17 protein-coding genes are annotated in these 24,637 nt (G+C 69.5%); 9 read left to right on the top strand and 8 right to left on the bottom strand.

Translation table 11 applies throughout. The features are described from left to right. The first annotated feature begins 65 nt into the window (after positions 1-65). Positions 66-833 (top strand): SDR family oxidoreductase, encoded by a 768-nt coding sequence (locus ACFC96_RS45260; RefSeq protein WP_376618560.1) that lies wholly within the window; start codon positions 66-68, stop codon positions 831-833. A gap of 332 nt (positions 834-1,165) precedes the next feature. On the opposite strand, the gene ACFC96_RS45255 is transcribed toward ACFC96_RS45260, so the two are convergent. The 4 genes from ACFC96_RS45255 to ACFC96_RS45240 form a co-directional block, all read right to left on the bottom strand. Further along, positions 1,166-1,855 carry a contact-dependent growth inhibition system immunity protein gene (locus ACFC96_RS45255; protein ID WP_376618558.1) on the bottom strand — a complete coding sequence of 230 codons (690 nt, stop codon included), beginning with the start codon at positions 1,853-1,855 and terminating at the stop codon, positions 1,166-1,168. Positions 1,856-1,913: 58 nt separating this feature from the next. Next, positions 1,914-2,450 carry an RNase A-like domain-containing protein gene (locus tag ACFC96_RS45250; protein ID WP_376251945.1) on the bottom strand — a complete coding sequence of 179 codons (537 nt, stop codon included), beginning with the start codon at positions 2,448-2,450 and terminating at the stop codon, positions 1,914-1,916. 165 nt (positions 2,451-2,615) lie between these two features. After that, entirely contained in the window at positions 2,616-6,800 is a 4,185-nt protein-coding gene (locus ACFC96_RS45245; protein ID WP_376618556.1) for a caspase family protein, read from the bottom strand. Next, entirely contained in the window at positions 6,797-7,696 is a 900-nt protein-coding gene (locus ACFC96_RS45240) for an antibiotic ABC transporter ATP-binding protein (RefSeq protein WP_376618554.1), read from the bottom strand. Before ACFC96_RS45240 ends, ACFC96_RS45245 begins: the two co-directional genes overlap by 4 nt. Positions 7,697-8,541: 845 nt before the next feature. Between ACFC96_RS45240 and ACFC96_RS45235 the strand changes: the two genes are divergently transcribed. Further along, positions 8,542-9,753: an MFS transporter gene (locus ACFC96_RS45235; RefSeq protein WP_376618552.1), complete on the top strand. Its 1,212-nt coding sequence runs from the start codon at positions 8,542-8,544 to the stop codon at positions 9,751-9,753. A 345-nt stretch (positions 9,754-10,098) separates the two neighbouring features. Here ACFC96_RS45235 and ACFC96_RS45230 read toward each other — a convergent pair whose 3' ends face one another. Both ACFC96_RS45230 and ACFC96_RS45225 read right to left on the bottom strand, forming a co-directional pair. Then, on the bottom strand, positions 10,099-11,271 hold the full coding sequence (locus ACFC96_RS45230) for a site-2 protease family protein (protein ID WP_376618551.1): 1,173 nt from the start codon (positions 11,269-11,271) through the stop codon (positions 10,099-10,101). A 309-nt stretch (positions 11,272-11,580) separates the two neighbouring features. Beyond that, complete coding sequence (locus tag ACFC96_RS45225; protein ID WP_376618549.1) at positions 11,581-11,883, bottom strand: DUF1876 domain-containing protein; 303 nt, start codon at positions 11,881-11,883, stop codon at positions 11,581-11,583. 128 nt (positions 11,884-12,011) lie between these two features. Here ACFC96_RS45225 and ACFC96_RS45220 point away from each other — a divergent pair, with 128 nt between their 5' ends. Next, the gene (locus tag ACFC96_RS45220; protein ID WP_376252022.1) at positions 12,012-12,833 is read left to right on the top strand and encodes a DUF72 domain-containing protein; all 822 of its coding nucleotides are present in this window, start codon (positions 12,012-12,014) and stop codon (positions 12,831-12,833) included. Positions 12,834-13,249: 416 nt separating this feature from the next. On the opposite strand, the gene ACFC96_RS45215 is transcribed toward ACFC96_RS45220, so the two are convergent. Further along, a complete protein-coding gene (locus ACFC96_RS45215) occupies positions 13,250-16,390 on the bottom strand; it encodes a tetratricopeptide repeat protein (RefSeq protein ID WP_376618547.1) in 3,141 nt (1,046 codons plus the stop codon). Positions 16,391-16,485: 95 nt separating this feature from the next. Between ACFC96_RS45215 and ACFC96_RS45210 the strand changes: the two genes are divergently transcribed. Next, complete coding sequence (locus ACFC96_RS45210; protein ID WP_340458696.1) at positions 16,486-17,391, top strand: hypothetical protein; 906 nt, start codon at positions 16,486-16,488, stop codon at positions 17,389-17,391. A gap of 617 nt (positions 17,392-18,008) precedes the next feature. Beyond that, a complete protein-coding gene (locus ACFC96_RS45205) occupies positions 18,009-18,494 on the top strand; it encodes a MarR family transcriptional regulator (protein WP_340458698.1) in 486 nt (161 codons plus the stop codon). Between the two features lie 386 nt (positions 18,495-18,880). Here ACFC96_RS45205 and ACFC96_RS45200 read toward each other — a convergent pair whose 3' ends face one another. Further along, positions 18,881-19,531: an FMN-dependent NADH-azoreductase gene (locus tag ACFC96_RS45200; protein WP_376618545.1), complete on the bottom strand. Its 651-nt coding sequence runs from the start codon at positions 19,529-19,531 to the stop codon at positions 18,881-18,883. A gap of 131 nt (positions 19,532-19,662) precedes the next feature. On the opposite strand from ACFC96_RS45200, the gene ACFC96_RS45195 reads away from it, so the two are divergent. The 4 genes from ACFC96_RS45195 (at position 19,663) to ACFC96_RS45180 (ending at position 23,834) form a co-directional block, all read left to right on the top strand. After that, positions 19,663-20,328 carry a nitroreductase gene (locus ACFC96_RS45195; protein WP_376224972.1) on the top strand — a complete coding sequence of 222 codons (666 nt, stop codon included), beginning with the start codon at positions 19,663-19,665 and terminating at the stop codon, positions 20,326-20,328. Positions 20,329-20,427: 99 nt separating this feature from the next. Then, on the top strand, positions 20,428-21,156 hold the full coding sequence (locus tag ACFC96_RS45190) for an SDR family oxidoreductase (protein WP_376618543.1): 729 nt from the start codon (positions 20,428-20,430) through the stop codon (positions 21,154-21,156). 482 nt (positions 21,157-21,638) lie between these two features. Continuing rightward, a complete protein-coding gene (locus tag ACFC96_RS45185) occupies positions 21,639-22,805 on the top strand; it encodes a monooxygenase (RefSeq protein WP_376618542.1) in 1,167 nt (388 codons plus the stop codon). Between the two features lie 429 nt (positions 22,806-23,234). Then, positions 23,235-23,834 carry a DUF6058 family natural product biosynthesis protein gene (locus ACFC96_RS45180; RefSeq protein ID WP_376618540.1) on the top strand — a complete coding sequence of 200 codons (600 nt, stop codon included), beginning with the start codon at positions 23,235-23,237 and terminating at the stop codon, positions 23,832-23,834. The last annotated feature ends 803 nt before the right edge of the window (positions 23,835-24,637 follow it).

Here is a 24,637-nt window from a genome sequence, read left to right as displayed (position 1 = left end):
CGGCTTCTCGTCCTTCTCCTCGCTCGTATCCTTCCTCTCTCGCCGTTCGACCGACAGGAGTTCCCGTGCGTCCCTCTCCCTTCTCCCTGCAGGGCAAGCGAGCCCTTGTCACCGGCTGCCGCCGGGGCATCGGGCTGGCCATGGCCCAGGCGCTGGCGCAGGCCGGCGCGGACATCGTCGGCGTCAGTGCCCAGTTGGAACCGGACGGCAGCGATGTCGAGAAGCGGGTCCGGGAGGCCGGGGTTTCCTTCGCCGGTCACCAGGTCGACTTCGCCGACCGTGCCGCGGTCCAGCGCTTCGCTGAGAACGTCGAGCGTGATCACGGCCCCGTCGACATCCTCGTCAACAACGCCGGCACCATCGCCCGGCATCCGGCGGCCGAATACCCGGATGACGTGTGGGACCACGTCATAGAGGTGGACCTGAACAGCCAGTTCTTCCTCACCCGCGAGATCGGCCGCCGCATGGTCGAGCGCGGCCGAGGCAAGATCATCTTTACCGCTTCACTGCTGAGCTTCCAGGGAGGCATCAACGTCAGCGCGTATACCGCCGCCAAGTCGGCTGTCGCCGGCCTCACCAAGGCTCTCGCCAACGAATGGGCCGCGTCCGGCGTCACGGTCAACGCCCTCGCCCCCGGCTACATCGCCACCGACAACACCCAGGCACTCCAGGACGACACACGGCGCAGCGCCGACATCCTCAGCCGCATCCCGGCCGGTCGCTGGGGCCGGCCGGAGGATCTGGCGGGTGCGGCCGTCTTCCTCGCCTCGCCGGCCTCGGACTATGTCAATGGGGTGGTGCTCCCTGTGGACGGGGGCTGGATGGGCCGCTGATTGTGTGGCGCTTGACCGACACATCAATGCCTACGGATAACCCGTCAGAATGAGCCGAACTGACCGTCCTCTCAGCGCAATTCTGGATGTTGCGCTGCGCTGGTTCTGACAGTTCGTCAACGGTCGGCAGTGGAGTCTGGAATCTCGGACAGGGAGTGACAGCACCGCGGGGCAAGGGGTTGCAGGTGAAGGGTTACCTTCATCAGATACAGCAGTCGCAGAGCCATACCTCAGGATCTAGCCTTGCCTGGCCCCGACCACAAGGCCCAAGTCAGCAGCGGTGGTTGAGTTTCGGGCACCCACAGAGAGCATCCCGCTCGCGGCCTGTCGGGTTATTGACGCCCGTGGTGACGGAGGATGCCTTGAATGTCGAGGAGCCATTGACGCAACGTCACATCATCGGGCGGAGCGATCCGCAGGCCGAGAACGCGAGTGGCTTCCTTCAGGTCGTCGTCGCTCGTGTTGACAGCGAGGAATCCGTCAACTTCCTGATCAACGGCCTCTTGGTCTTCCCGCGCCTCGATCGCGAGGTAGTCGTCGATCGCCTCTCCCCGGGACTGGTACTCCAGCGAGAAGTCCTGATGGAAGTAGGACGTCAACAGGTGTGAGAGAGCTGGAAAGCGGTGCCGCCATTCCCACGAAGTCTGCGGGCAGAAGCCGGCCTTGGGCGCGGGGCGCCTCAGCAGGAAGTTGCTCAGATGGTGTCGTACTACACGCAGGCACTCCTCAACACCGACGCCCTTGGGGGGCTCGATGTGAGGCAGGAGGTCAACGTCGTCGGCGATATCGTCGCTGAACAGACCGGCGGCGAGGAGGTCGTCGATCTCTCGCGCGGCGGCTTCCGCTCGCTCGGGTGCGAACGCTGCAGTACGCACATAGGAACTCAGCGCGGTGCCGGGTGTCTCCAGAGTGTCGTCGAAGGTGTGTCCAGTCGATTCGTAAGCGCGGAGCAGGTCGCGCAGTTCGCGGAAACGGTCGGTTGGCGTCGGCGTCATGGGATGCCTGTCCGGTGTGGTGTTCATGGGGTGGTGGGGTAGGAGGTCAGGACTCGGTAGCCCAGCGCAGCGGTCGGATCCTTCTTCAGCACCACGGTTGCGCCGGTGACCCATTCTGGGGCAGGCCGTTTCTGAAGTTGCTACGCGACAAACTCAACCCTGTGGCCTCGCCCAGGCCTACGGTGAAGTCTTTCTTGCCTGCGGGCTTCCCGTTGTTCAGCCACTCCTCGATTTCCTTCTGGTGCTTTAGAACAACGGCGTGGGTGTGCTTCTGGGCAGAGGCCTGGTCGACATAGCGTGAGGCATCGTCCAGGTTCGCATCCCCCCGAAGGCGGGCCCGGAGATCCTGCGTGCTGACCTCGACGTGCCGCTCCAGCGTGTGGGCGTGGCTCGTGGCCGTCCCCTTGCCTTCGTCGCCTGCCAGATCCGCTCCGTACTTCGGCCTGTACGCGCCCTTGCGCTTGCTGCGAGGCCAGGCGTTGGGCTCCCCGTCCCCTTTGATGAGAAGGCCGAGGTCCTCCAGGCTCGTCGTGGGGCGTTGGCCGTCGTGGCACGATCGCCTCTGCCCCCCGGGAACGGGCAGCAGCTTGCGGGCGACTTGGTGCAGCAGTGGGGCGATCACGCGGGCAGGGTTGCAGTACAGACCGCGCGATGGTCGCGACGTGCAGCTATTACTTTGTGAGCCCCACAGCATCGGGTGACGGCGTACAGGTGGCATGTCGAACACATGGCGCCGATTGGGCGGCTTCGGCCAGAGTCTGGTTCGGCCGGGTCTGTTGAGACTTGGTCATGGGGTGTGGGTGCGCTGGAGCGTGAGGACTTCGTGGGCCATGGCCAGGACGATGACATCGCCGTGCGCCGAGACCATATGTGCCGGCAGGGGGAGTGCGAGCGCCGCCACCACGCGGCTGGTGAGCAGGTCCCATACCCGCACCGAAGCGTCCTCGCTGGTGGTGATGGCATGAAGGCGATGGTCGATCTCCGTCACCGCCACCGCCTTCACCTCGTCGGTGTGGCCGGTGAGGACGGCACGTTCCGTGCCGGAGACCAGATCCCACAACCGCACTGTCCGGTCGTTGCCCGTGGTGACGGCGAAGGGAAGGTCGTGGAGCTGGGTCACCGCCACCGCGTTCACGCGACCGATGTGGCCGGTAAGGGCGGTGCGTTCGGTGTGGGAAGACAGATCCCACACCCGCACCGTCTCGCCGTCGGTGAAGAGGGCGTGGGGACGGTGGCCGATCTCGGTCACCGCGACCGAACCCACCCAACCCGATTGACCGCTGAGGGCGGCGCGTTCGGTGCCTGAAGCCAGATCCCACAACCGCACCGTCGCGTCATGGCCGGCGGTGACGGCGTGGGGGCGGTTGTCGGTCTCCGTCACCGCCATCGCCACCGCGAACGCCAAGCGGTCGTGGTCGGTGAGGGCGGCCCGTTCCGTGCCGGTGGTCAGGTCCCACAACCGCACCACGTCGTCGCCACCGATGAGCACGTGGGGACGGTTGTCGGTCTCCGTCACCACCAATGCGGTCACCAAGCGGTCGCGGTCGGTGAGGGCGGCCTGTTCGGTGCCAGTGGCCAGTTCGCGCACCCGCACCGTCCCGCCGTCGCCGGTGAGGACGTAGGGGGAGTCGTAGATCTCCGCCGTCGTCAGCGCGCTCACCCAACGGGTGTGGTTGCTGAGTGCGTCATGGTCGGTGCCTGAAGCCAGATCCCATACCCGCACCGTCTCGTCATCGCTGGAGGTGACGGCATGGAGGCGGTTGTCGAGCACGGTCACCGCCACCGCCGTCACACGGCCTGTGTGGCCGGTGAGGACAGTACGTTCAGAGCCAGAAACCAGATCCCATACCCGCACTGTCTTGTCATCGCTGGCGGTGACAGCGTGGAGGCGGTTGTCGATCTCCACCACCGCCACCGCGTTCACGCCGGCGAAGTGGCCGGCGAGGACGGCGCGTTCGGAGCCGGTGACCAGATCCCACACGCGTGCTGTCCCGTCGCCACCGGCGGTCAGAGCGTGCGGACGATTGTCGATCTCCGTCACCACTACCGCGTACACGCCGTGGAAGTGGCCGGTGAGAGCAAAGCGTTCGAAGCCGGAGACCAGATCCCACACCCGCACCGTCCCGTCATCCTGACCGACGAGAGCGTGAGGACGGTCGTCGAGCTCGACCATCGCCACTGCTGTCACCCTGCCGGTGTGACCGTAGAGGAAAGCGCGTTCGGTGTCGGAGGCCAGGTCACGCACCCGCACTGTCCCGTCCCTGCCGGCCGTGAGGATGTGGGAACGGCCCCCGATCTTCGACACCGCCAGCGCATCGACCCAATTGGTGTGGCCGGTGAACGCGGCGCGTTCGGAACCAGTGACCAGATCCCACACCCGCACCGTCCCGTCGCTGTGGCTCGTGAGGAAATGGGGACGGTTGTCGATCTCGGACTCCGCCACCGCGATCACGACGCCGGTGTGACCGGCGAGGACGGCGCGTTCGGTGCCGGAGGCCACATCCCACACGCGCACCGTCCCGTCCTCGCCGGCGGTGACGGCGTGGGGGCGGTTGTCGATCTCCACCACGGCTACACGGCTGACCCTGCCTGTGTGGCCGGTGAGAGTGGCCCGGTGCGCGGGGTGAACAAGGCTGCCCGTAGCCCAGAGTGGCGCCCATGGGCGGGTCCGAGCGAGTTCGGCGGCGAGCTGAGGGTACGCGTAGCGGGCCGCGTCGATCGCCAGGATGTCGCGGCGGGCGTCCGCAGGCAGCGGTGCGTGAGCGGCGGCCGAGGCGCGGTAGATGTCGGCGACGATGCGGTGCGTCGGGGCCGTCACTGTGTCCAGGGCGCGCAGCAGCGGGGCAGGGGCGGCGTGGACGAGGTACTCGGGGTCGGACAGCAACCCCGTCAGGACGCCGCCTGCAGCCGCGTGTGTTGCCGCGTGGTGGCGGATGTACGGGTGGGCCGCGGGCCAGTCGTTCACGCCGGTGGCAGGGTCTTTGTGGACCAGGGCGGTGAGGGTGCGGGCGATGGTGGCGTGGTCTTCGTGTTCGTGGCCGGTGCGGCGCAGGTGTTCGGCCATGGTCTCGTGGAAGAGGCGGTAGGCGGATCCGTCCGGGGTGGGCGTCTCGATGATGTAGGCGCCTGCGTGCCGGTGGAGCCAGTCGAGGTCGTCCTGGGAGCAGGGCAGGCCGGACAGCGCCTCGGCGAGGGGGGCCCAGAGCGTGGACCAGGGCAGGCCGGCGCCCTGGGCGTAGGCGAGGGGGCGCAGGAGGCGTTCGGCCTTGGGGCGGTCGGGGCCGAAGCGGTCGAGGTAGGCGGCGAAGGCTTCCTTGGCGTCGCTGGGGAGGCGCTCGCGCCAGTCGGGGCGACCGGTGTCGACGGTGATCTGCCCGTGGACGAGGGTGCGTGCCGTCATGCGGGCGACGAGGTAGGAGAACCGGGCTCGTTCGGCGATGCCGTCGGCGATCGTGGCGGCGAGGGCGGGGTCGTGGCGGTAGGGGGAGCGGCTGTCGGGGTCCTGGGCGTCTTCGAGGACGGCGCGGGCGTACGCGGTGATCTCGGCGCGGGTGATGTGTTCCGGCGCGTCGAGGTCGAGGACGTGTACGGCGTGGCCGAGGGAGGGGATCTGGGGGCGCCGGGTGCCGACGACGAGCCGTACCGCGGAGAGGGTGGAGAGGGGTTGGAGGAGTTCGCCGGCGATGCGTCGGCTTTCTTGGGTGTCGCCCGCGGTTCCGGCCTCGTCGAGGGAGTCCACGAGGACGGCGACGGGGTTGGTGCGGGCGGACAGTGCGGTCAGCACGGTGTCGCGGTCGGCGGGGGCGGGCAGGTGCAGGGCTGCGGCGAGGTCGGTCACCAGGTCGGCCAGGGAGGCCCGGCGGGCGTGCAGGGCGATCACGGAGGGATATGTCGGAGGTGGCAGCTGTTCGCCGCCGGAGGCATCCGGGACCGCGCGCGTCCTCGGAGTGTCGGGGTCGGTCAGGGTCAGGAGGCGTCCCAGTAGTGCCGACTTGCCTGAGCCGGGGTCGCCGGTGACGACGCGGGCCTTGCGGTCGTGGTCCGCGTCCGGGGCGGTGAGGAACGCGGCGAGGTCGGCCAGGGCGCGGGCGCGGCCGGTGAAGTAGTCGCCGCGTTCCCCGGCGTGTTCGAGGCCGCGGCTACGGGGATCGAAGTGCCCGGCGTGGCGGCGGCGCAGCAGGGCGAGGCCGGCCAGGTCGATGCCGTCGGCGGGCAGTCCGGGCAGGTAGAGGGGGCTGGGGAAGAAGGGGTCCTGGCCGTCGGTCTCGGTGGTGGTCAACCGGGCCTGCTGGCCGGGGCGGTGGGCTCTGAAGTGGTTGTTGACGCGTTCGGTGACCTCGCGCACGCTCACGTACTGCTGGGTGGCGCCGTGGCGGGGGTGGGCGAAGACGTCGGCGAGGGCGTCGACGAACACGTTCTCCCGCGCCCGGTCCCTGGCGCGGGCGGCCGCCAGGTGCCAGCGGTTGGCCCGCCCGCGGTGCAGGTCCGCCAGGTCGGCGGCGAGCCGGCTGATGTCCGCTGTGCCGGCCCCGGCGTAGCAGGTGTCGAGCATGACCAGCAGATGTCCGACCGGGCTCTTCACCAGCGGGCGGGCCAGGTCTTCGGCGGCCAGTGCCCGGGTCCAGCGGCCGGGCCTGGTGTCGTTGCAGAGTAGGTAGTGGCGGTCCTCCTCGTGGACGCCGTGTCCGGCGAAGTACACGACGACGACGTCGTCCGGTCCCAGGGACGTCTCCAGGGTCCAGTCCTCGATGCCCTCGGCGAGCGCGTCCCGGGTCGGGTCGGTGGCCAGGTCGGTGAGGACGGGGGTGTATCCCATCGGCTCGAGCAGCTCCCGTACGCGGCGCACGTCCGCCGGGACGCCGGGCAGGCCGTCGATGCCCGGATGCCGGAACGTGCCGACACCGGCCGCGATCAGGAACCGGCGCCCCGACACGGCGTGTTCGGGGTCTGCGGCGGGTGCGGCGGATGTCATGCGTGCGGCTCCCGCAGCCCGGCGGCGACGGCGGTCCCGGTCTTCGGCGCAGTCAGATAGCGCTCGAAGTCGTGCATCCGCACCCCGTTGGTGATCGTCCGGTCGGCCACGTCGTTGCCGGGTCCGGACGCGAACCGCGGGGCCAGCGCGCCAACCAGCGCGACGATGTCACCCGGATCGGCGACGTTCGTCCACCGCACCACCCCGCCGGGCCACGCCCCACGGCCCTCCACCGGCAGCGGGCTCAGCCTCCGGTGGATCACCGGCAGACCCAGCGGGGAGCCCACCGTCACCAGATCCGTCACCGGCCAGTCGGGGTTCTCGCACAGCGCCTCGTACGCGACGACCGAACCCAGTGAATGCGCCACGACGACCCGGGTGTCGGGGCCGATCTCGGCCGCGACCGCCGCGCGGGCGGCCTGCCACACCGGCGGCTCGTCCAGATACCGGCGCACCTGCTTCAACTCACCGATCAGCATCCGCTCCGACACCGGCTGGAAGAACCGGGCCTCCGTCAGAGCGTTCAGCCGCTCACGCACCCACCGGGAGAGCAGCAGCCGGGACGCGGCGTACCCGCCGGGCCCTCGCGTCCCCTCCTCATCGACGGGCGGCACCGCGTCGTCGATCTCCACCGCCCGGCGCCACCATGCTTCGAGGAGTTCGGCCTCCAGACCGTCCTCCACATCGCGCTCGTCCCACGCAGGGAGACCACCCGACCGCGTCCCGGGCTCGACGAAGCAGTTCCCGTAGAACGCGCACGCCACGTCCTCCGGCAGGAGTGCCGTCCCTGTGGCCAGCTTCACCCCGTCACGGAGCGCGGCACCCAGACGCAACGACAACAGCTCCGGCCCCTCGAACTGCTGAGCCACTCCGTGCACCAGCACCACCCGCGCCACAACAGCCCTCCCCCGAGTCCGTGCCCAACCACTCCCTCAGAGTAGGGGGCAAGACCGCACCGTTCGCCGGTTGATCGCGAATCCAACTGGGATCTGCGTCCACACATCGAGTGATTTCTGCACACGGTATGGGCTGCTGTCGTTCATGGGGCTGCGGCCGCGACAGCGGGAGCAGTGAGAGTCATCGAGTCCGTTGTCTGGCCTGCGGGGGAGCTCTACTCCCAGCAGGCCAGCGACTGGACCCCGGGCGCCACCGGCCGGGCCCTGCTCCCGATGCCGTCGGCACAGTCCTGGCCCCCTCGCCCTCTATCGGCCGCTGTCCAAGCGCTTCGGGCACCCGGTCATGCTCGTCACCGGCTTCGTCGCGCTACTGCTCGGCGCGCTCGCCCTGTACGGCACTGACGCCTCGACGCCGTACGCGCGTATCGCCGTCGGTGCCTTCCTCGTCGGCGCCGGATCCACACTTCCTGCCCTCCGCGGCCGCCTCGATCGTGCCCTCCAGTACCCCCCGGCGAACAGGCAGGACTCGCCTCCGGCGTGCAGAACACGCTCCGCAAGAGCGGCGTACTCGTCTCCGTCGCCATCTTCGGCTCGGTCCTCAGCACCTCCGACCTCGTCGGGCGGGGTGGGCGTGGCCCTCGCGGTCATGGCGGTGAGGGCCCTGCTCGGCATCGGCGGCCGGCTGATCGCCATCCGTAATGACCGCATGGCGAGACGATCTATCTCAGATAATGGAGAAGGTGTCATGGTGGTTGTATCGACCACCGATAACTCGGCGGCTTCGTCGGAGCGCTCCTGATGCCTGTCATCAGGGCTGGCGGAGAGTACTAAGAGAGGACCCCCATATGCGGCGCTGGCTGATCCTTGCGCTGGGCACCGGGGCGCAGACCGTCGCCTGTGTCTTCGTCTACGGACTGCCCTACATGTCCGACGAGCTGCGCCACGACAGCTCCCTGAGTCTCAGCCAGGTCGGCCTTGTCGTCGCCTGCCCCACCGCGGGCCTGGTCCTCGCCCTCGTCGCCTGGGGCGCACTCGCCGACCGCATCGGCGAACGCATCGTCATCACGGCGGGCCTGACGGCGACCGCGGTACTCCTCGCCCTGGGCACCCAGGTCAACGGCCTGGTCCCACTCGGCCTCCTCTTCGCCCTGTCCGGGGCGGCCAGCGCCTCCGTGTACGCAGCCAGCGGGCGCCTGGTGATGGGGTGGTTCTCCGCCGAGGAACGCGGCCTGGCGATGGGCATCCGGCAGACGTCGACGCCGCTGGGCATGGGCGTCGCGGCGCTGTGCATCCCCGCACTCTCACAATCCTTCGGGATACCGGGCCCGGGCGTCTTCTGCGCCGCGCTGTGCGCCCTGTTCGCCCTCCTGGTGGCAACCCTGACAGTCAATCCCCCTCAGGCGAAGCCGACTTCGGACACCAAATCCGAGGAACAGTCCGGCACCCCGTACCGCAACCCTTCACTGTGGCGCATCCACGGCGCCAGCGCCCTGCTGTGCGTACCCCAGTTCACGGCAAGCGCCTTCGCCCTGGTCTTCCTGGTGGACGTACGTGGTTACGGTGCCGTCGCGGCCGGCCAGCTCATCGCCCTCGCCCAGGTCCTCGGCGCCCTCTCCCGCGTGGTGGCAGGCCGTTGGTCGGACCGCGTCGCCAGCCGGGTGCGTCCCATGCGCCAACTGGCCTACGCCACAGCCGCGGTGCTCGCCTTGACCGCACTCTGCGCGCTGTGGCCCTCGCCGGCCTCGGATGCCCTGCTGATCATCGCCTGCGGCATCACGGCCAGTACCAACGGCCTGGCCTTCACCGCGGTCGCGGAACTCGCGGGCCGCTCCTGGTCGGGCCGTGCCATGGGTGTCCAGAACACCGGCCAGAACCTGGCCGCTTCTCTGACTCCACCTCTGCTCGGTGCCCTGATCGGTGCCGCCGGCTACGCCGCAGGCTTCGGCTTGGCGGCGGTGATAGCGGGCATCGCGGCGCTGGCCGTGCCGGTGCCACGGCTCGGACGTACGGCCGAGGCTTCGGCTGAGACTCAGCAGGGGGTAATGACCGGGACTTAACCGTTCGCCACGAGGGGCGGCTTGTCGTCCAGGTGTCTGCCGGGGCTGGGCTGGTCGATAGCGCTGCACGCAAGAAGAAGGGGTGTGCCCGATGGGGCTGGTCAGCGGGCAGCAGATGGACGCGGACGTCGACTTCTACGCATTGTGGCCGGAGGATGCGGACGGCACGAGTGAACGGGACCAAGCCGGAGGACGGCGCCCCGTTCGGCGCCGCACGCGACGGGCGAGTCCATCTGCAAAGCGGCGGCCACGCCACACCCCGGCCTTGTCGGTGGAGGTGTGGGATGACCGGCCGCCTGCGGAAACGGCGGGCTGCGGGAGGTACAGGGTGAGGCGGGCTGACGGCTACGGATCACTACCAGGGCAGCTGCCGCCACCGCCGCCGGTAGGTGCCGCTCCGCCCTGCCCCGCCGGATTCCGCTGGTAGAGCCGTTGAATGTCGTGCGCGGTGACGATCCCGCCGAGGCGGCCGCCGTCCACGACCAGGATGGGCAGTCCGGCGCCGGCGACGAGGCGCTCCAGGACGGCGGTCAGCAACTCGTCGGATGCGGCGAGCGTGCACTTGGACAGTGGGGTCGCCAGGTCTCGTACCCGCAGTGCCTGCTGCCGCCCGGACGGCACGGCAGTCAGCCTGCGTAGTTGCACGACCCCGCTGGGGCGGCCCTCGAAGTCCACCAGCGCCAGCACCGAATGTCGCGTCTGAGCCGCCACGTCGGCAAGAAAGCGGTCCACGGTCAGCCACTCGGGACCGGTGACCACCGGGCTGGTCATCGCCTGAGTCACCCGCAGGCCGCGCACGGCCATGGACAGCTGGGCCCACCGCCGTTCGGCCGTGGCGGTGACCGCCACGAACACGCCGATGACCATCAGCCACAGTCCGCCCGACGCACCCCGCGCGAACGCCAGCCAGCCCAGCACGGCCAGCGCCATGCCGATGACCTGTCCGCTGCGCCCCGCCGCCAGCTGGGCCCGCTCCCGGTCCCGCGTACGCCACCACAACACGGCCTGGAGCACCCGGCCCCCGTCCAGCGGCGTGGCCGGCAACAGGTTGAAGACGCCCAGCAGCACGTTCATGCCACCCAGCCAGGCCAGCACGGCGACCGGCATCCGCCAGCCCAGCACCGCATGGACCCCCACCGCGCCTGCGATGGTGGCTCCGCCGAGCAGGAGGCTGGCCAGCGGACCGCTGACGGCGACCGCGAACGCCGCCCGCGCCGTCGTCGGCCGGTCCATCCTGGTCATTCCACCGAGCGCCCACAGCGTCACGTCCCGCACCGGTATCCCGGCTCGGCGGGCCGCCAGCGCATGCGCCGCCTCATGCACGACCAGACTCGCCAGCAACAACAGAGCACCGACCACCCCGGCGACCGCGTACGCCACCGGCGCCCAGCCCGGCGCGTACACGGGCAGGGTCCGGCCGGCCAGACCGTACGCGAAGAGAAGCATGATCAACGGCACGCTCCAGTGCGCCCGCACCGCCACTCCCCACACACTCCCGATCCGGATCAAACCCTTCATCGCCATCACCCGCGACAGGAGACAGGTACCGCAGCCCCGACCACAGTCCGGGCTCCCTTCCATGGTCCGTCCGGCACCCGACAACCGGAAGCCTGTGAGCGGTCGGCCGTGTCCCCCTCAGCCGAGGGCGATGTCGACGCTCCAGGGGATCAGTCGTTCCGGCATGCGCGATCGCGCGGTATCGACCATGAGGACGCGGGCTTCGTGGCCCTGCACGACGTGACCCCGCTCAGCGCCATGTACGGGATCGTCGCCGGGGCCGCGCACGCCTTCGCCCTGTACGACGCTCGGCCGTGGCAGCGCGGCTGACTACCTCGTCAGACCCGCGTCGTCCGGCCGGCCGTAGGCGGTGCGCGGCGGATCGGGAAGGGCGCCCACCGCCGCCAGGTCCCGGTCTGCGGCGTGCATGAGCTGACCGGCCAGGTCGCGCATCGCCCGGCTTGCCGCGAGCTCGTCCCCGATCGCGGGGATTTCCACGTCCTGGGGATTGCAGCGCGCCTTGCCGTGTCCGACCATCTGCGTCTTCCCGTTGGCGAGCACTGCCCGGGCTCTGGTGACGCCGTCCTCCTCGGTCAAGTAGACGCCGACCTTCCACTCCTCGGCGTGTGTCATGACGTGCCTCCTCAGGCTCCGGTCGCGCCGATTCCAGCAGTTTCCAGAATCCCTCCGTGTGGGCTCATTCAGCTATTTCCTCACGATCCGTTACGGATATCTCCATTTCTCACGGGTAGGGGTCGGGCATGCCCATGCTCGTCGGAACCTCGGGGTGGCAGTACGAGGACTGGCGCGGCGCTCTCTACCCGTCCGGCCTGCCGCAGCGGTTGTGGCTGGAGGAGTACGCCCGGCGATTCGCGACCGTCGAGAACAACAACGCCTTCTACCGGCTTCCGACGAAGGAGATCTTCGGGTCTTGGCGGGAACGGACGCCTGAGGGGTTCGTCATGGCGGTCAAGGCCAGCCGCTATCTGACCCATATGAAGCGGCTGCACGACCCCGAGGAGCCGGTGCACCGTCTGCTGGACCGTGCCGAGGGCCTTGGTGCCCGCCTGGGGCCCGTACTGCTGCAATTGCCGCCCCACCTCCGGGAGGACGTCGGGGCGCTGGATGCGTGCCTGGGCTGCTTTCCGAGCACGGTTCGGGTAGCTGTTGAACTGCGGCACACCTCGTGGTGGGACGCAGGGCGGGAGCTTCGGGCGGTGCTGGAGCGGCACGGCAGCGCGCTGTGCTGGGCGGACCGGGGATCACGGCCGGTGACGCCCCTGTGGCGTACCGCGTCCTGGGGGTACGTGCGCTTCCACGGCGGCATCGCCCAGCCGCCGCCCCGCTATGGCCGGCAGGCATTGAAGTCCTGGGCCGGACGCATCGCCGACGCCTGGCCGGACCGGGACGACGTGTACGTGTACTTCAACAACGACATGGGCGGTGCGGCCGTCGTCGACGCCACGAGGTTCGCCCGGGCAGCGGCCACACTGGGCCGGACAGTGAGCCGGACGCCGTCGGCCCTCATGGGCTTATGCCGCCGGAGCCTGTTTGGACGGGCGACCCGTCGACGCCGAGGGTGAGGATGCCGTCCGGGGCGTACCCGGCACTACGGCTGCATGCACCAGACGACGAAGCTGACTGCTGTGCTGCGCCGCACCCATGACACGACGCCTCGATGAGCCGTCGGGGAGCACCGGGTGCGTCGCTGGCCTGTCCGGGCGTGATGGAGGAAGGGCAGGGGGCTGCAGCGGCCTCGGCGGCGAGGTGGGTTTTGGGTGTCAGCCCGTCGCGGGACCGTCCGAGGCAGGGTCGTACGGCTCGCCGGTCGGGGCCCCTTCTGACGGGCCCCGACCGGCGTGTTGTTGAGCGCGGACGATGGTGGAGCCGATTACGACGGCCCGGCCGAGGTCGCCTTCGGCGTGCGGTCACAACAGCGGTCAGGATTAACGCTTGCGGGAACGATCGCATTCCGGCAACCCGGTTCGGTGCTCCCCGGTCACCCGCCCAGCAGCCCGTCCAGTACCTCCCGCGCCTCGCGCGTGTCCCGGTGCTTCTCGCCCAGGACCCGGGCACGGTCGGCGACGACCTCGCGGAGCAAGGCCACCGCCGGTTCCACCTCTTCCAGCCGCGCCAGGGTCCGGGCCCGACCGAACCTCGTCGTGATGACCTCCGGGTGCTTGGGGTTGGCGTAGCGCGCCAGCCGCTGCTCCAGCAGGACGTCCAGTTCGGCGAGCGCCGTGACCGGGTCGCCGAGCTCGGCCTTCAGCATGGCGATGTTGTAGCGGGTAATCATGGCGGCTGGGTGAGTGTCGCCGAGCACCTCCGTCTGGTCGCGGAGCACCTCCTCGTGTAGCGGCAGCGCGCCCGCGGCGTCGCCCAGCTCCCACGTGAACCGCGCGGTGTTGAGCCGGACCAGGAAGGTGTTCGGGTGGTACGCGCCGCGGACCCGGGTGACGAGCGGCAGCAGCTCGCCGTAGCCGTCAAGCGCCTCCTGGAGGCGCCCCGAATCGCCCAGGAACCTGCAGATGTTCATCCGGCTGAACACCACCTGCTCGTGCTCCTCACCGAACACCTTGATCCGGTCCCGCAGGAGCTCGGCGTGCAGCTCCAGGGCCTGGTCGTAGCGGCCCAGCATGCCGTGCCAGTACGCGATGTAGTGCCGCTCCTCCAGGACGGCCACGTCCGTCGGGCTCAGCGCATGTTCCAGGTCGGGCAGCAGCTCCTCGTGCAGCCGCAGCCCCTCCTCCCGGGCGCCGCCGCGACCCGTCCAGTACGCGATGTGGTGCCGGGTGTCCAGGGTGTGCGGGTCGTCGGGGCCGAGGAGGCGCTCCTGGTCGGCGAGTACCTGCCGGTGCAGGGCCACGGCCTCGGCGAAATCACCCGTCTCGCCGGTCGCATACGCGATGCGGGAGCGGGTCTCGAGCAGCTCGGGATCGTCTGCGTCGAGCACCCGCAGCTGGTCCGGCAGCAGTTCCCGGTACAGCTCGCGGGCCCGCCCGTATGCCCCGGACTTGCTCGTCCAGTACGCAGTGCGGGCCCGGGCGCGCAGGGTCGCCGGAGCGTCCGCGCCGAGGCGCTCCTCGAGGCGCTCGGCCCAGCTCGCCCAGCGGGCCCGGTTCACCGTCGCCTCCGGTGCGGCGCGCAGCTCCAGGCTCGCCAGGAGCCGCTCGTACAGCGCCGCGACGGCGTTCTCATCGGGCTCGGCGAGAGCCACCTGCCACATGTGCTCGGGCTCGGCCTGCTCGGCGTAGCGATGCAGAGGGTCGTCGGGCGTGTGCTGTTCCATGGGAGCCATGATCTCCAGCGCATCGCAGAGCGCGCGATGCCCCTCCACCAGGTCCTGCTCCTCCGCCACGTACTCGATGAGGGACGGGTGGTACATGCCGAGCAGTTCGGTGCCCGACGGGTCGGGCACGCGGACGATGAAACCGTCGAGGAGACGTAGCACCAGGCCGACCGCCTCCTCGTCGGCCGGGCCGCCGAGTTCGCCGGCCGCCCGGGCGAGCAGGGGCCGGGGCAGGGTCATGCCGGGGCCGGAGCCGGCGACGACGAGCATGACCGGGTCGAGCCAGGCGGAGGCGCCGTGCGGGGAGGCCTGGTTCCGCAGCGGGATCAGCGCTTTGTCGTAGGCGTCCGCAAGTCCCTCACCGACCTCGGACGCCTCGGACGGGCCGAAATGGGCCAGTACCTTCGTGAGCTGCCAGTTCCCGTCCCGCCGGGCGAGGATCACCCGCTGGGCGTCCTCCGATACCCGCCGGGCCCGCAGATAGGCGCGCACGTTCCGGTCGTCGGGCACCGGGACCGGCAGCTGACGCCAGTCCTCGGGCAGTGCCACCCACTCCTGGACCGTGGTCACCACGCCGAACCACTCCGGTGCTGCGTCCCGCAGCGCTGCGAGCTCCGTGAACAGTGCGGCGCGGCTCGTCGGGTCCTTCACCTGGTCGAGGCCGTCGACGACCACGCGCACCGGCTCGTGCGGATCCATCAGGCCGAGCGGTCCTGCCACCTCCGCCACCGTGCTCGGCAGCAGCACGCGCTGCGCCTGGGGGACGCGTGCCCGGTACGCCGTACGCGCGGTGTCGAAACCCGGCAGGTACCTGCGGAGCTGACGGGTCATCTGCTGGACGGCCGTCCCCGACGTCCACGCGGCGTCGCTGAGTCGCACGACGGCGCACACCGTCGCGGCGGTGTCCGCCTCGTCCTCGGGCAGCAGCTCGGGGCGGGCGAGCGCGGTGGCGATCGTCGTCTTGCCCGTGCCCATCGCGCCGACCACCGCTACGAGCCGGTTCAGGCGGACGAGCCGGGCGATGCGGGCCAGTTCTGCGGGCGACTGGAAGTGGCGCAGAGCGGGCACCAGGACCTGCTGGTCGGGAGAACCAGCCAGCACGCTCAGCTTGTGGTCGTGTGCCACGTTGCGGGCGATCCACGCCTCCGACGGGGCCTGGCGCGAGCCCGTTCCCCCGTTGAACGAGACCGCCTGCGGAATCTGACGCTGGAGCAGAGTCTGGACCCTCAAACGTACCGCCTTCGTCTCCAGGAACGGTTCGAGCCGGATGTCCCCGTGGCGGACGAGCCGGGTGAGGACCCGAGAGAACTGCAGGTCGTAGGAGACCCGGTCGTTGGAGGAGGTCAGCACCTCGACCGTGCGGCCGGCCTGCATGGCGGACCTGACCCAGCCCTCGACCGCAGCCAGGAGGGCGTGGCCGGAGAAGCACCCGTCGACCACGAGGGTCAACTCCGGCACGCCGCCGTACCGCTTGGTCATCCGGCCGACCTCGCCGGGCAGATCGAAGGCCGTCTCCGGGCCGGGCGCGGCCGGTGTGGAGCTGATGGGGAAGAGGAAATCGCCCCCCTCGGGGCGAAACCCGTGGCCGAGGAATCCGAGTAGCAGGGAGGCACGCGCCGCCTGCGCCTCCCGGAACGCCTCCTCCACGGCATGCGCCACCTCGGACACCGTCCGCGGGTTCAGCAGCAGCCCGTCACCGTGCGCGGGTGCGTACGCACCACGCTTCGGGTCCAATAACAGCTCCGTCAACTCGCGTGCGTTCAGCTCTAGTTGGATCAGCTTGTCCTCTTCCTTCTTCTCGCGGACGTCCCAGTGGGAAGCGATTACCAGCGTTCTGCGCTCGGCTGTCATGCGCGCATTATGGTGTGCCCGGGCATGGGGAACCGCCGCCCCGGCCCTACGCGTTGGGCTGGCGAACGGCGGCAGCGCGGGCGAAAGGGAGACGCATGGCAGAGCTGGTCATGGTGCACGGCATCGGACCCGAGCACGAGACCGAGCAGCGGCTGCGGGAGGACTGGACGCGAACCCTCGCACGCACGCTGCGGGACAACGGCCACGCTGACGCGGCTGACCGCCTTGACGGCGGGGCGGTGACCATCGACATGGCCTACTACCGCCACCTGTACCAGGATTACGTGCCCCACGACGACTTCGACGTACGGCTGCCCGCCCCGATCGCGGCCACCGGCGAGGAGGTCGCCCGGGACATCATCGACAACATCCGCCGACACGCCTCCGACCCCCAAGACAGCGACGAGGCCGCGGAAGCCCTGGAGGAGCTGACCGTCGATGTCGGCCCCGAGCAGGGGCCGTTGGAGCCGCTGCGCATGTTCATTTCGATGATGGGGCGGCTCGGCCCCATCGCCCGCTCCGGATTCGCCGCGCTCACCAGCACCGGCGCGTTCCACCTCGGGCAGGTGGCCGCCTACCTGGACGACGAGCGGGTCCGGGAAAGCGCGATCGAGGCTGTGCTGTCCCGAGTGACCCCCGACACCAAGGCCGTCCTTGCCCATTCACTCGGCACCATTGTCGCCTACGAGGCGCTGCACCGGCTCGACCAGCCGCTGCCGCTACTCGTCACCTTCGGATCGCCGCTCGGGCTGCGCTCGATCATCCGCGGGCGGCTGCGCCCGCAGCCGCTGCGCTCTCCGGCCCACCTCAAGCGCTGGGTGAACGTCGCCGACCGCGACGACTTCATCGTCGCCACGCTGAAGCTGCGGAAGCTCTTCCCCGAGGACGACGCCGTGCTCGAGCGCACCCGGCGGGTCAGCAACCGGGACTTCGACCCGCACGCGGCGACGGAGTACCTCAGCCGCTGGGAGACGGTGGAGCCGGTCGCCGAGATGCTCTGAGCTGTCGGGCGCCGGTTCGACGGGGCTGGCGCCTCAGGGCCTGATCCAGAAGACCGACGCTGGACGGACAGGGAAATCTCCAAGCCGCGCTACAGCCCGAACACATTCGACGGGCTGGATCTCTCCGCCTGAACTCTGGGACGCAGGGGCTCACCCGGGCTGTCGGCCCTGTGCGTGCCGAAGAGTAGGTCCATGCAGGTCACGCAGCATGTAGGTAGTTGTAGAGGACGCCGTCGACGCGGTTGTGTCGGCCTATGCGAAGGCTGGCGATTCGCTCAGGTCCGAGCGGCTCCGTACAGCGCGGCCTGCCGGACCTCATGTCACGGGCGCCGTCGATCATGTCCTGGAGCCGGCCGTGTGGCCGGTCGGCGGGCTCATAGCGGACCCGGTGGTGACGATCGACAGTGGCACCGAAGGATCGTCCCAGCCGCAGTGGAGGCCGGTGCCTCGCGCGGAGAGGCTGCAGGCTGGAACCAGAATCGTAATTCCGAGCGGGGCGGGGTCGGCGATGGGAACCGGGACTTGCAGGCTCAGTAAGCCGACAGCACCTCAGTGGCAGTCGGCTTTAGTTTCAAATGAGACCGTATCGAACGAATAGATGGCTGTAATGTGGCCTCATGGCCGCCGACGTTCCTCCTGAGACCAGTCCCGCACGCGTCACCGACCGCCCTGGGGACGCCTCACCTTTCGCTCTTGGCCTGTTGCTGCGCCGGGCGCACTGGCGCGCGGCCGCGGTGATGGAGGAGGCGCTTCGGCCGCTGGGTATCGAGTTGCGGCATTTCGCCGTGCTGATCGTGCTGGTCGACCGTGGGGCCACGGTGCAGCGGGACTTGGTGGCGGCGACAGGGTCGGACAAGGCGGGAATCATGCGGGTCGTGGACGACCTGGAGCGTCGAGGGCTGGCCGTACGCAAGGCCGTTCCGGGGGACCGGCGGGTGCGGGCAGTGGAGATCACGCCTCAGGGGCTCGAGCTCTTCGATGCAGCCCATGTGGCGGCGGAGCCGCTGGCTGAACGCCTGGTGGCCGAATTGCGGTCCGGTGAGCCCGAGCAGCTGACGGACCTGCTGACCCGGTTCACCTATCCCGCAGGCGGAGGAGCGTAAGCGCACCCGTGCACCGGTCGCCTGTCGGGTGGGCGCGCGTTTCATGCGCCGTTCGATGCTGCTTTCGCGGCGAACCCGGCCGTAGGTGCTGCGGCCCTGGCCGTGGGCGGCTGTCAGGGCCGCAGTACCCACGGGGGTCGAGTTGGCACGGCCATCGCGCCGCATACCTGGCGGGCCGGCGGAACGTGTTCTCCTTTCTCGCCCGCATCGTCGTCGTCTCTCCCGATGCGAGGCACACCTCCAGGGGCGAATGCCGCACCCCCCAAGGCGGGGCCACCTGCGGCCAGGGGTGGAGTGCCACCGCTGCCCGCAGCGAGGGCTCGGGCGAAGAGGGCGCCGTGTGACGTCCCGGGGCGAGGCGTCACACGGCGTCCAGGGCCGGGGGACTATGCGGCCAGGCGCTCAGCGAGTTCCTTGGCCTTGAGGGTTGCATCCTCGAAGGCGCGCTTGCGGGAAACCTCGTAGAGGGGGACCAGCTCGGACATGGCCGGGTTGGTGGGGGCCATGGTGAGTTCCGGGACGATGAAGTCGAGGTCCAGGCCGAGGGTTCCCTTGAGGACGGCCTCCAGGTAGTTCTGCACGAACTCGTAGCCTTCGCGCGGGGTGCCCGGCGCGTACGAGCCGCCACGGCTGGCGACGACGATGACGGGGGTGCCCTGGGCGGAGGGGGCCTCGCCCGCGGTGCGGCCCAGCAGCAGCACGTTGTCCAGCCACGCCTTGAGGGTCGACGGGATCGAGAAGTTGTACATCGGGGCGCCTATCAGGATGGCGTCCGCCTGCTCCAGTTCTTCGATGAGCACCGCGCGCGTGGCGAACGCGGCGGACTGTTCGGGGGTGCGCTCGGACGGTGCGGCGTACCCGGCGGACCAAGCGGCGGCGGTGATGTGCGGGACCGGGTCGGCGGCGAGGTCGCGGTAGATCACCGTGCCCTGGGGGTGCTGCTCCTGCCAGGTCTCGCGGAAGGCGGCCGTGAGCGAACGGGACGAGGACGCCTCGCCGGTGAGCACGGACGAGTCGATGTGCAGCAGTGTGGCCATGGGTTTCTCCAATGTGCGGTGTGCCGGGCGGGTTCATGCGCGGCACTAGTTTCACTCAAGACTGTATCGAATGATACTATCGTGATCGTAACGGAGACAGTCACGTCGAGCGGAACGGGAGTCGGGCGATCATGGACGTCTACGAGGCGGTCACCAGCCGACGGGCGGTGCGCGGATTCACCGACCAGCCCGTTCCGAGAGGGGTGCTGGAGCGCGTGTTGTCCGCCGCGGCCTGGGCGCCATCCGGATCAAACCTTCAGCCGTGGCACGCCTACGTGCTGACCGGCGGGCCGCTGGCCGAGCTCAAGAAGCGCGCCGGCGAGCGCCTGGCCACGGGCGACCCCTGGGACGAGTCGGAGTACGAGCAGTACCCGTCCGCACTGAAGTCCCCGTATCGCGAGCGCCGATCCGCGTTCGGTGAGCAGCGCTACGGCGCGCTCGGCATTGCGCGCGAGGACATCGAGGCGCGCCAGCGGGCCTCTTCCGCGAACTGGGACTGTTTCGGCGCACCCGCGGCCCTGTTCTGCTACATCGACCGCGATCTGGGCGCGCCCCAGTGGTCCGATGTCGGCATGTATCTGCAGACCGTGATGCTGCTGCTCCGCGCCGAAGGGCTGCACAGCTGTCCGCAGATGGCGTGGGCGAAGTTCCACAGGAGCGTCGCGGAGGTCCTGTCACCCCCGGACGAGTTGATGCTCTTCTGTGGCATGTCGATCGGGTTCGAGGACGTCGCGGCGGATCGCACGCGGACGGGTCGGGCGCCGCTCGGCGAGACGGTCACGTTCGTCGGTGACTGACATCCCCGGCTCCCGGTCGGCAAGGGCGCGTGTCCATGTCGCGCCCGCATGACCACTCATGTTCCATATTGCGCAGATATTCCCGAGGAAAGGCATGCCATGAAGATCGCAGTCATCGGCGGTACCGGGCTGATCGGGTCCCAGGTCGTCAAGAACCTGAACGCCGCCGGTCACGAGGCGGTACCGCACTCGAAGTCCACCGGCATCGACGTTCTCACCGGCCAGGGACTGGACGAGGCGGTGGCGGGAGCCGACGTCGTCGTCAACCTGACGAACTCCCCCACCTTCGACGAGGCCTCCCCGGCCTTCTTCCAGACCTCGATGGACAACCTTCTCGCCGCGGCCCACAAGGGCGGCGTCGGTCACTTCGTCATCCTCTCGATCGTCGGCACGGACCAGGTGCCGGAGCTGGACTACTACCGGGCCAAGGCACTTCAGGAGACCGTCCTCGCGGCCGGGCCGATCCCGTACTCGATCGTCCGGGCCACGCAGTTCATGGAGTTCATGGACGCCGTCCTGTCCTGGACCACCGACGGCGACACCGTCCGGCTGCCCGCCACGCCCATCCAGCCGATCGCCGCCAAGGACGTGGCCGCCGCGGTCGCGGAGGTCGCGGTGGGGACCCCGCTGAACGGCATCCGCAACATCGCCGGCCCCGAAGTCTTCACCCTGGACGAGCTGGGCCGGATCACGCTGTCCCACAAGGGCGACAACCGCACTGTCGTCAACGACCCCACCGCCGGAATGTTCGCCGTCGTCAAGGGCGACGTCCTCACGGACAAGGGCGCCGACCTCGCCCCCACCCGCTACACCGACTGGCTCTCCTGACCCACTCCCGCCTCTCGGCGGCACAGAACCTCTGGCGCGCCCTGGACCACGGCATCGGTAAACAATGTTCATGGCGGCCCAGAGGCGGTGCTCCGCGCGTGACAGTGTGTGACACCGGTCCGGCCGCCCTCATGTCCGGGCGGCCGGGCGCGCCCCCCACCGCCGACATGGACACCGCGTCCACCCCGCCGAAGACCACGGCCACCGCGATCAGCAGCCACCGGCTGGGTGAGGCTGCAGGACCGTCACAGCCGCGGCGAGGATCACGAGGCAGCGTCGCGCATCGCTGGTGCTGGCAACCCGGCCTGCCCCGAACAGGTCGGCCACCAGCACTGTTGCCCGCGCCATCCACCTGAGGCCGTCGCCGTCGTCGCGGGAATGACGTCTTGAGGTCTTCACGGAAGGGGCGCGCATGTGGCGGCCCCTGGTTCGCCTGAAAATGGAAGTACCCGATCGGGGGGCCATCGGCGGAAGGGCTTCTGATGAACCCGAGGACCGAGTTGCAGGCTCTGATCATTGGTGGGTCGGTCGGGGGCCTCGCCGCAGCCCACGAGATGCGCTCGGTCGGGGCCGAAGCCGCTGTGTACGAGCGCTCTGCGGGCAGGATGGAGGCCCGCGGAGCGGGGATCGTCATGCAGCCCGAGGTGGAGGCCCTGCTGGTCCGCTTGGGAATGTCCGCACAATCGGTGAGCGTGGAACTGCGTGAACGCCAGCAGCTCGACCCAGCTGGCAGAACCACCCGGTATGCGGCGCCCCAGCTGATGACTTCTTGGGACACCCTCTATCGGGCGCTGCGGGACCCCCTTTCCGACGTCTGCTACCGCCTGGACAGTGCTCTGAGGCGGGTTCGGGTGGAGGGTTCCGAGGTCACGGCCGAGTTCGCCGACGGGTACACGGCGCGGGGCAACTTCCTGGTGGGCGCGGACGGAATCGGCTCGGCGACGCGTCGGCTGCTCAATCCTGCTGCGCTGCCCGCGTACGCGGGGTACGTGGCCTGGCGGGGCCTGGAGCAGGAATCGGCTCTGCCTCAGGAACTGCTGGAGCTGCTGGTCGGGCGGTTCACGTTCTTCGGCTCGGACGGTCTGCAGATGCTCTGCTATGTCGTCCCGGGCCCGGACGGCGAACTGGGGGAGGGGGCCAGGCGCGTCAACTGGGTCTGGTACACAAACGTGCCCGAGCACAGCCTGCCGCGGCTGCTCGAGGGCCGTTCAGGGACGACGTTCACGACTTTCCTGCCGCCCGGGCAGCTTGTGCCGGAGATCGCCGCCGAGCTCGTCGCCACGGCGGAGGCGTCTCTGCCGCCGCAGTTCGCAGAACTCGTACGGCGCTCGGAGGTGTTCATGCAACCTGTCTTCGACGTTCGGCCTCACCAGATGGTCGCCGACCATGCGGCTTTGATCGGCGATGCCGCCGGAACCGTGCGCCCGCACACGGCCGCCGGGACCTCCAAGGCCTTCGGCGACGCGGCCACTCTTGCGGCTGCCTTGCGTGGATGGACACCGGACCAGGACCTTCCGGCCGGGCGGCTTGCGGTCTGGGAAGGGGAACGGCTCTCCCATCTGCTCGCCCTGTCACGTGCCGGTATCGAACTGGCCAACCGATCATCGCTCGGGACGGCCGACGGCCGCCGCTTCTTCGCCTCGGCCTGAGCTGAGCCATCGGCGCCCCATCCGCGATGCGCCCTGACGGGCTCACCGGCCTGCGCCTCGGAGAGTGTGGCCCTCCATGGTGTGGGGCTGGGCTGACCGCACCGGCCGGCCCAAGCCATCAGTAATGAAGCGGAGTTGCCATCGCGGCAGCACCTTGAAGAGGGCACACCTGCCAAGCACCACACACAGCCCCGCGATGCCTTCCCCGGCTGGACGACATCGTCCGGTCCGCGTACAAGTCCGTTGAAGTCAGGGGCAGGCGCGCCAAGAGTGGTGGTCGAGAACTGTTGATCGGTGCGCGCGGTCAGAGGGCCGGCGGCCCTCGCTCTGGTCCATCGATGGTTCGGTGAGGGCCGAACCATCTGGCCGATAGCGTGCGGAACCCCGCGCGGGAGTTCCCTCGCGCTGGTGACGCCGGAGGACCACTCAATGTCGGACACCGTCCTGAAACAGCAGCTCGCCGAGCGGTTCCGCGAGGTCAACGGCGACCATCCGATGACGGAAGCCGATGATGCCTACGTCAGCGCACAGTTCGTCTGTCTCGAGGAACTATGCGCGGCCCATGGCCGCGATGGCGATGCGGTCCGCCGGCTGATGCTGGGGCAGCGTCTGCCGCTGCCGGGATATCTGCGCTCCGACGGTGCTGAGATGGTGCCGGCCGACCTGTTCGCTCTCGCCGACGTAGCGGGTGGCGTGGATCAGCTCGAAGCATGGTTCACCGCTCACTGGGCCGATCCGCTCACCGGGAAGGCTGAGTGGAACGCGTATCTCAGCGGACAGTACGTGTGCCTGCACGCGGTGACCCCGGCCACCATTCAGCGCAAGGACTGTCTGACCACCCGGATCGGTGCCTCAGCGAACGAGCCGGATGCCGGCTCCGCGCAGTGGGCGGAGCAGCTGCACGCCTTGATCGATGAACTCGACGCGCTGGAACCGGCGTTCACCGCATACGACCGTCTCCGGTTCGACGGGCCCACGTCCCGGGACACCTGCATCACTGCGCTGCGCGTCCGCTTCCCGCGCCCGTGACCCGGAGCCATGTCCCATGGGCATTGGTTTCGGTCGTTCAGGGCGTGCCGGCTTCAGGACGTTCGACGAGCTGGCCGCGTCGACGCGTGCTCCGGCACGGACGGGTGCGACGAGGCGGGGCTGCGGAGGGAGTCGCAGGCCGGCCCTGTGTGCGGCGGGCCTTGTCACGCGGTAGATCGTGGATTCTATGAGCGGTGTCGTCCACGTCCCACTTCGCGTAGCAGGACGTACTCGGTCATGTACGGAGGGGAGTCGTGCGGCAGCTAGTCCCACGGGATGCCCGTCCGGTTGACGTAGAGGACGGCGTTCGCGATGTCCCGTAGATCATGCGCCCGTGTCGCGGTTCCCGGGCCGGTCCGAGCGGCCCGCCAGGCTACGAACACTGGCTCGGTGAACGCGCAACGCGCATCAGAGTCGTCGCTGCGACAACGGCACCGAGACTCACGGGGTGGGCGTGCGACGACCAGCCATTGCCGCAGTCGCTTGCCACACCCCAAATCAAATCGCCCGTGAACCAGATCGGTTGCCCTCTGGGGGAGCCGCCCTGTGCCTGCGTCGCCCTGGCCTCCGGACCGGGCTGGACGCGTGACCCGGGTAACACGGCGGGGGTCGGGTCTGTGAGGCGCCCCATAGGGGCCAGATCACATACTGGGGGCGATAGTAGTCATTAGGGTCCCCCAGAGGCCTACAGAAGCCTCTTAATCGTGCCATTTCGGACATTCCTCCGTAGTGGGGTAGTACGTCACATCCTTGCGTCGCCTGTCGGCCGTCGCTAACTATGGCTGTCGTCCCGGAGAGCGGGT

It is taken from the genome of Streptomyces sp. NPDC055955, from assembly GCF_042270245.1.
Lineage (GTDB): Bacteria > Actinomycetota > Actinomycetes > Streptomycetales > Streptomycetaceae > Streptomyces.
Note: the sequence above shows the minus strand (reverse complement) of the source record. Positions and strands in the feature narration are given on the sequence as shown.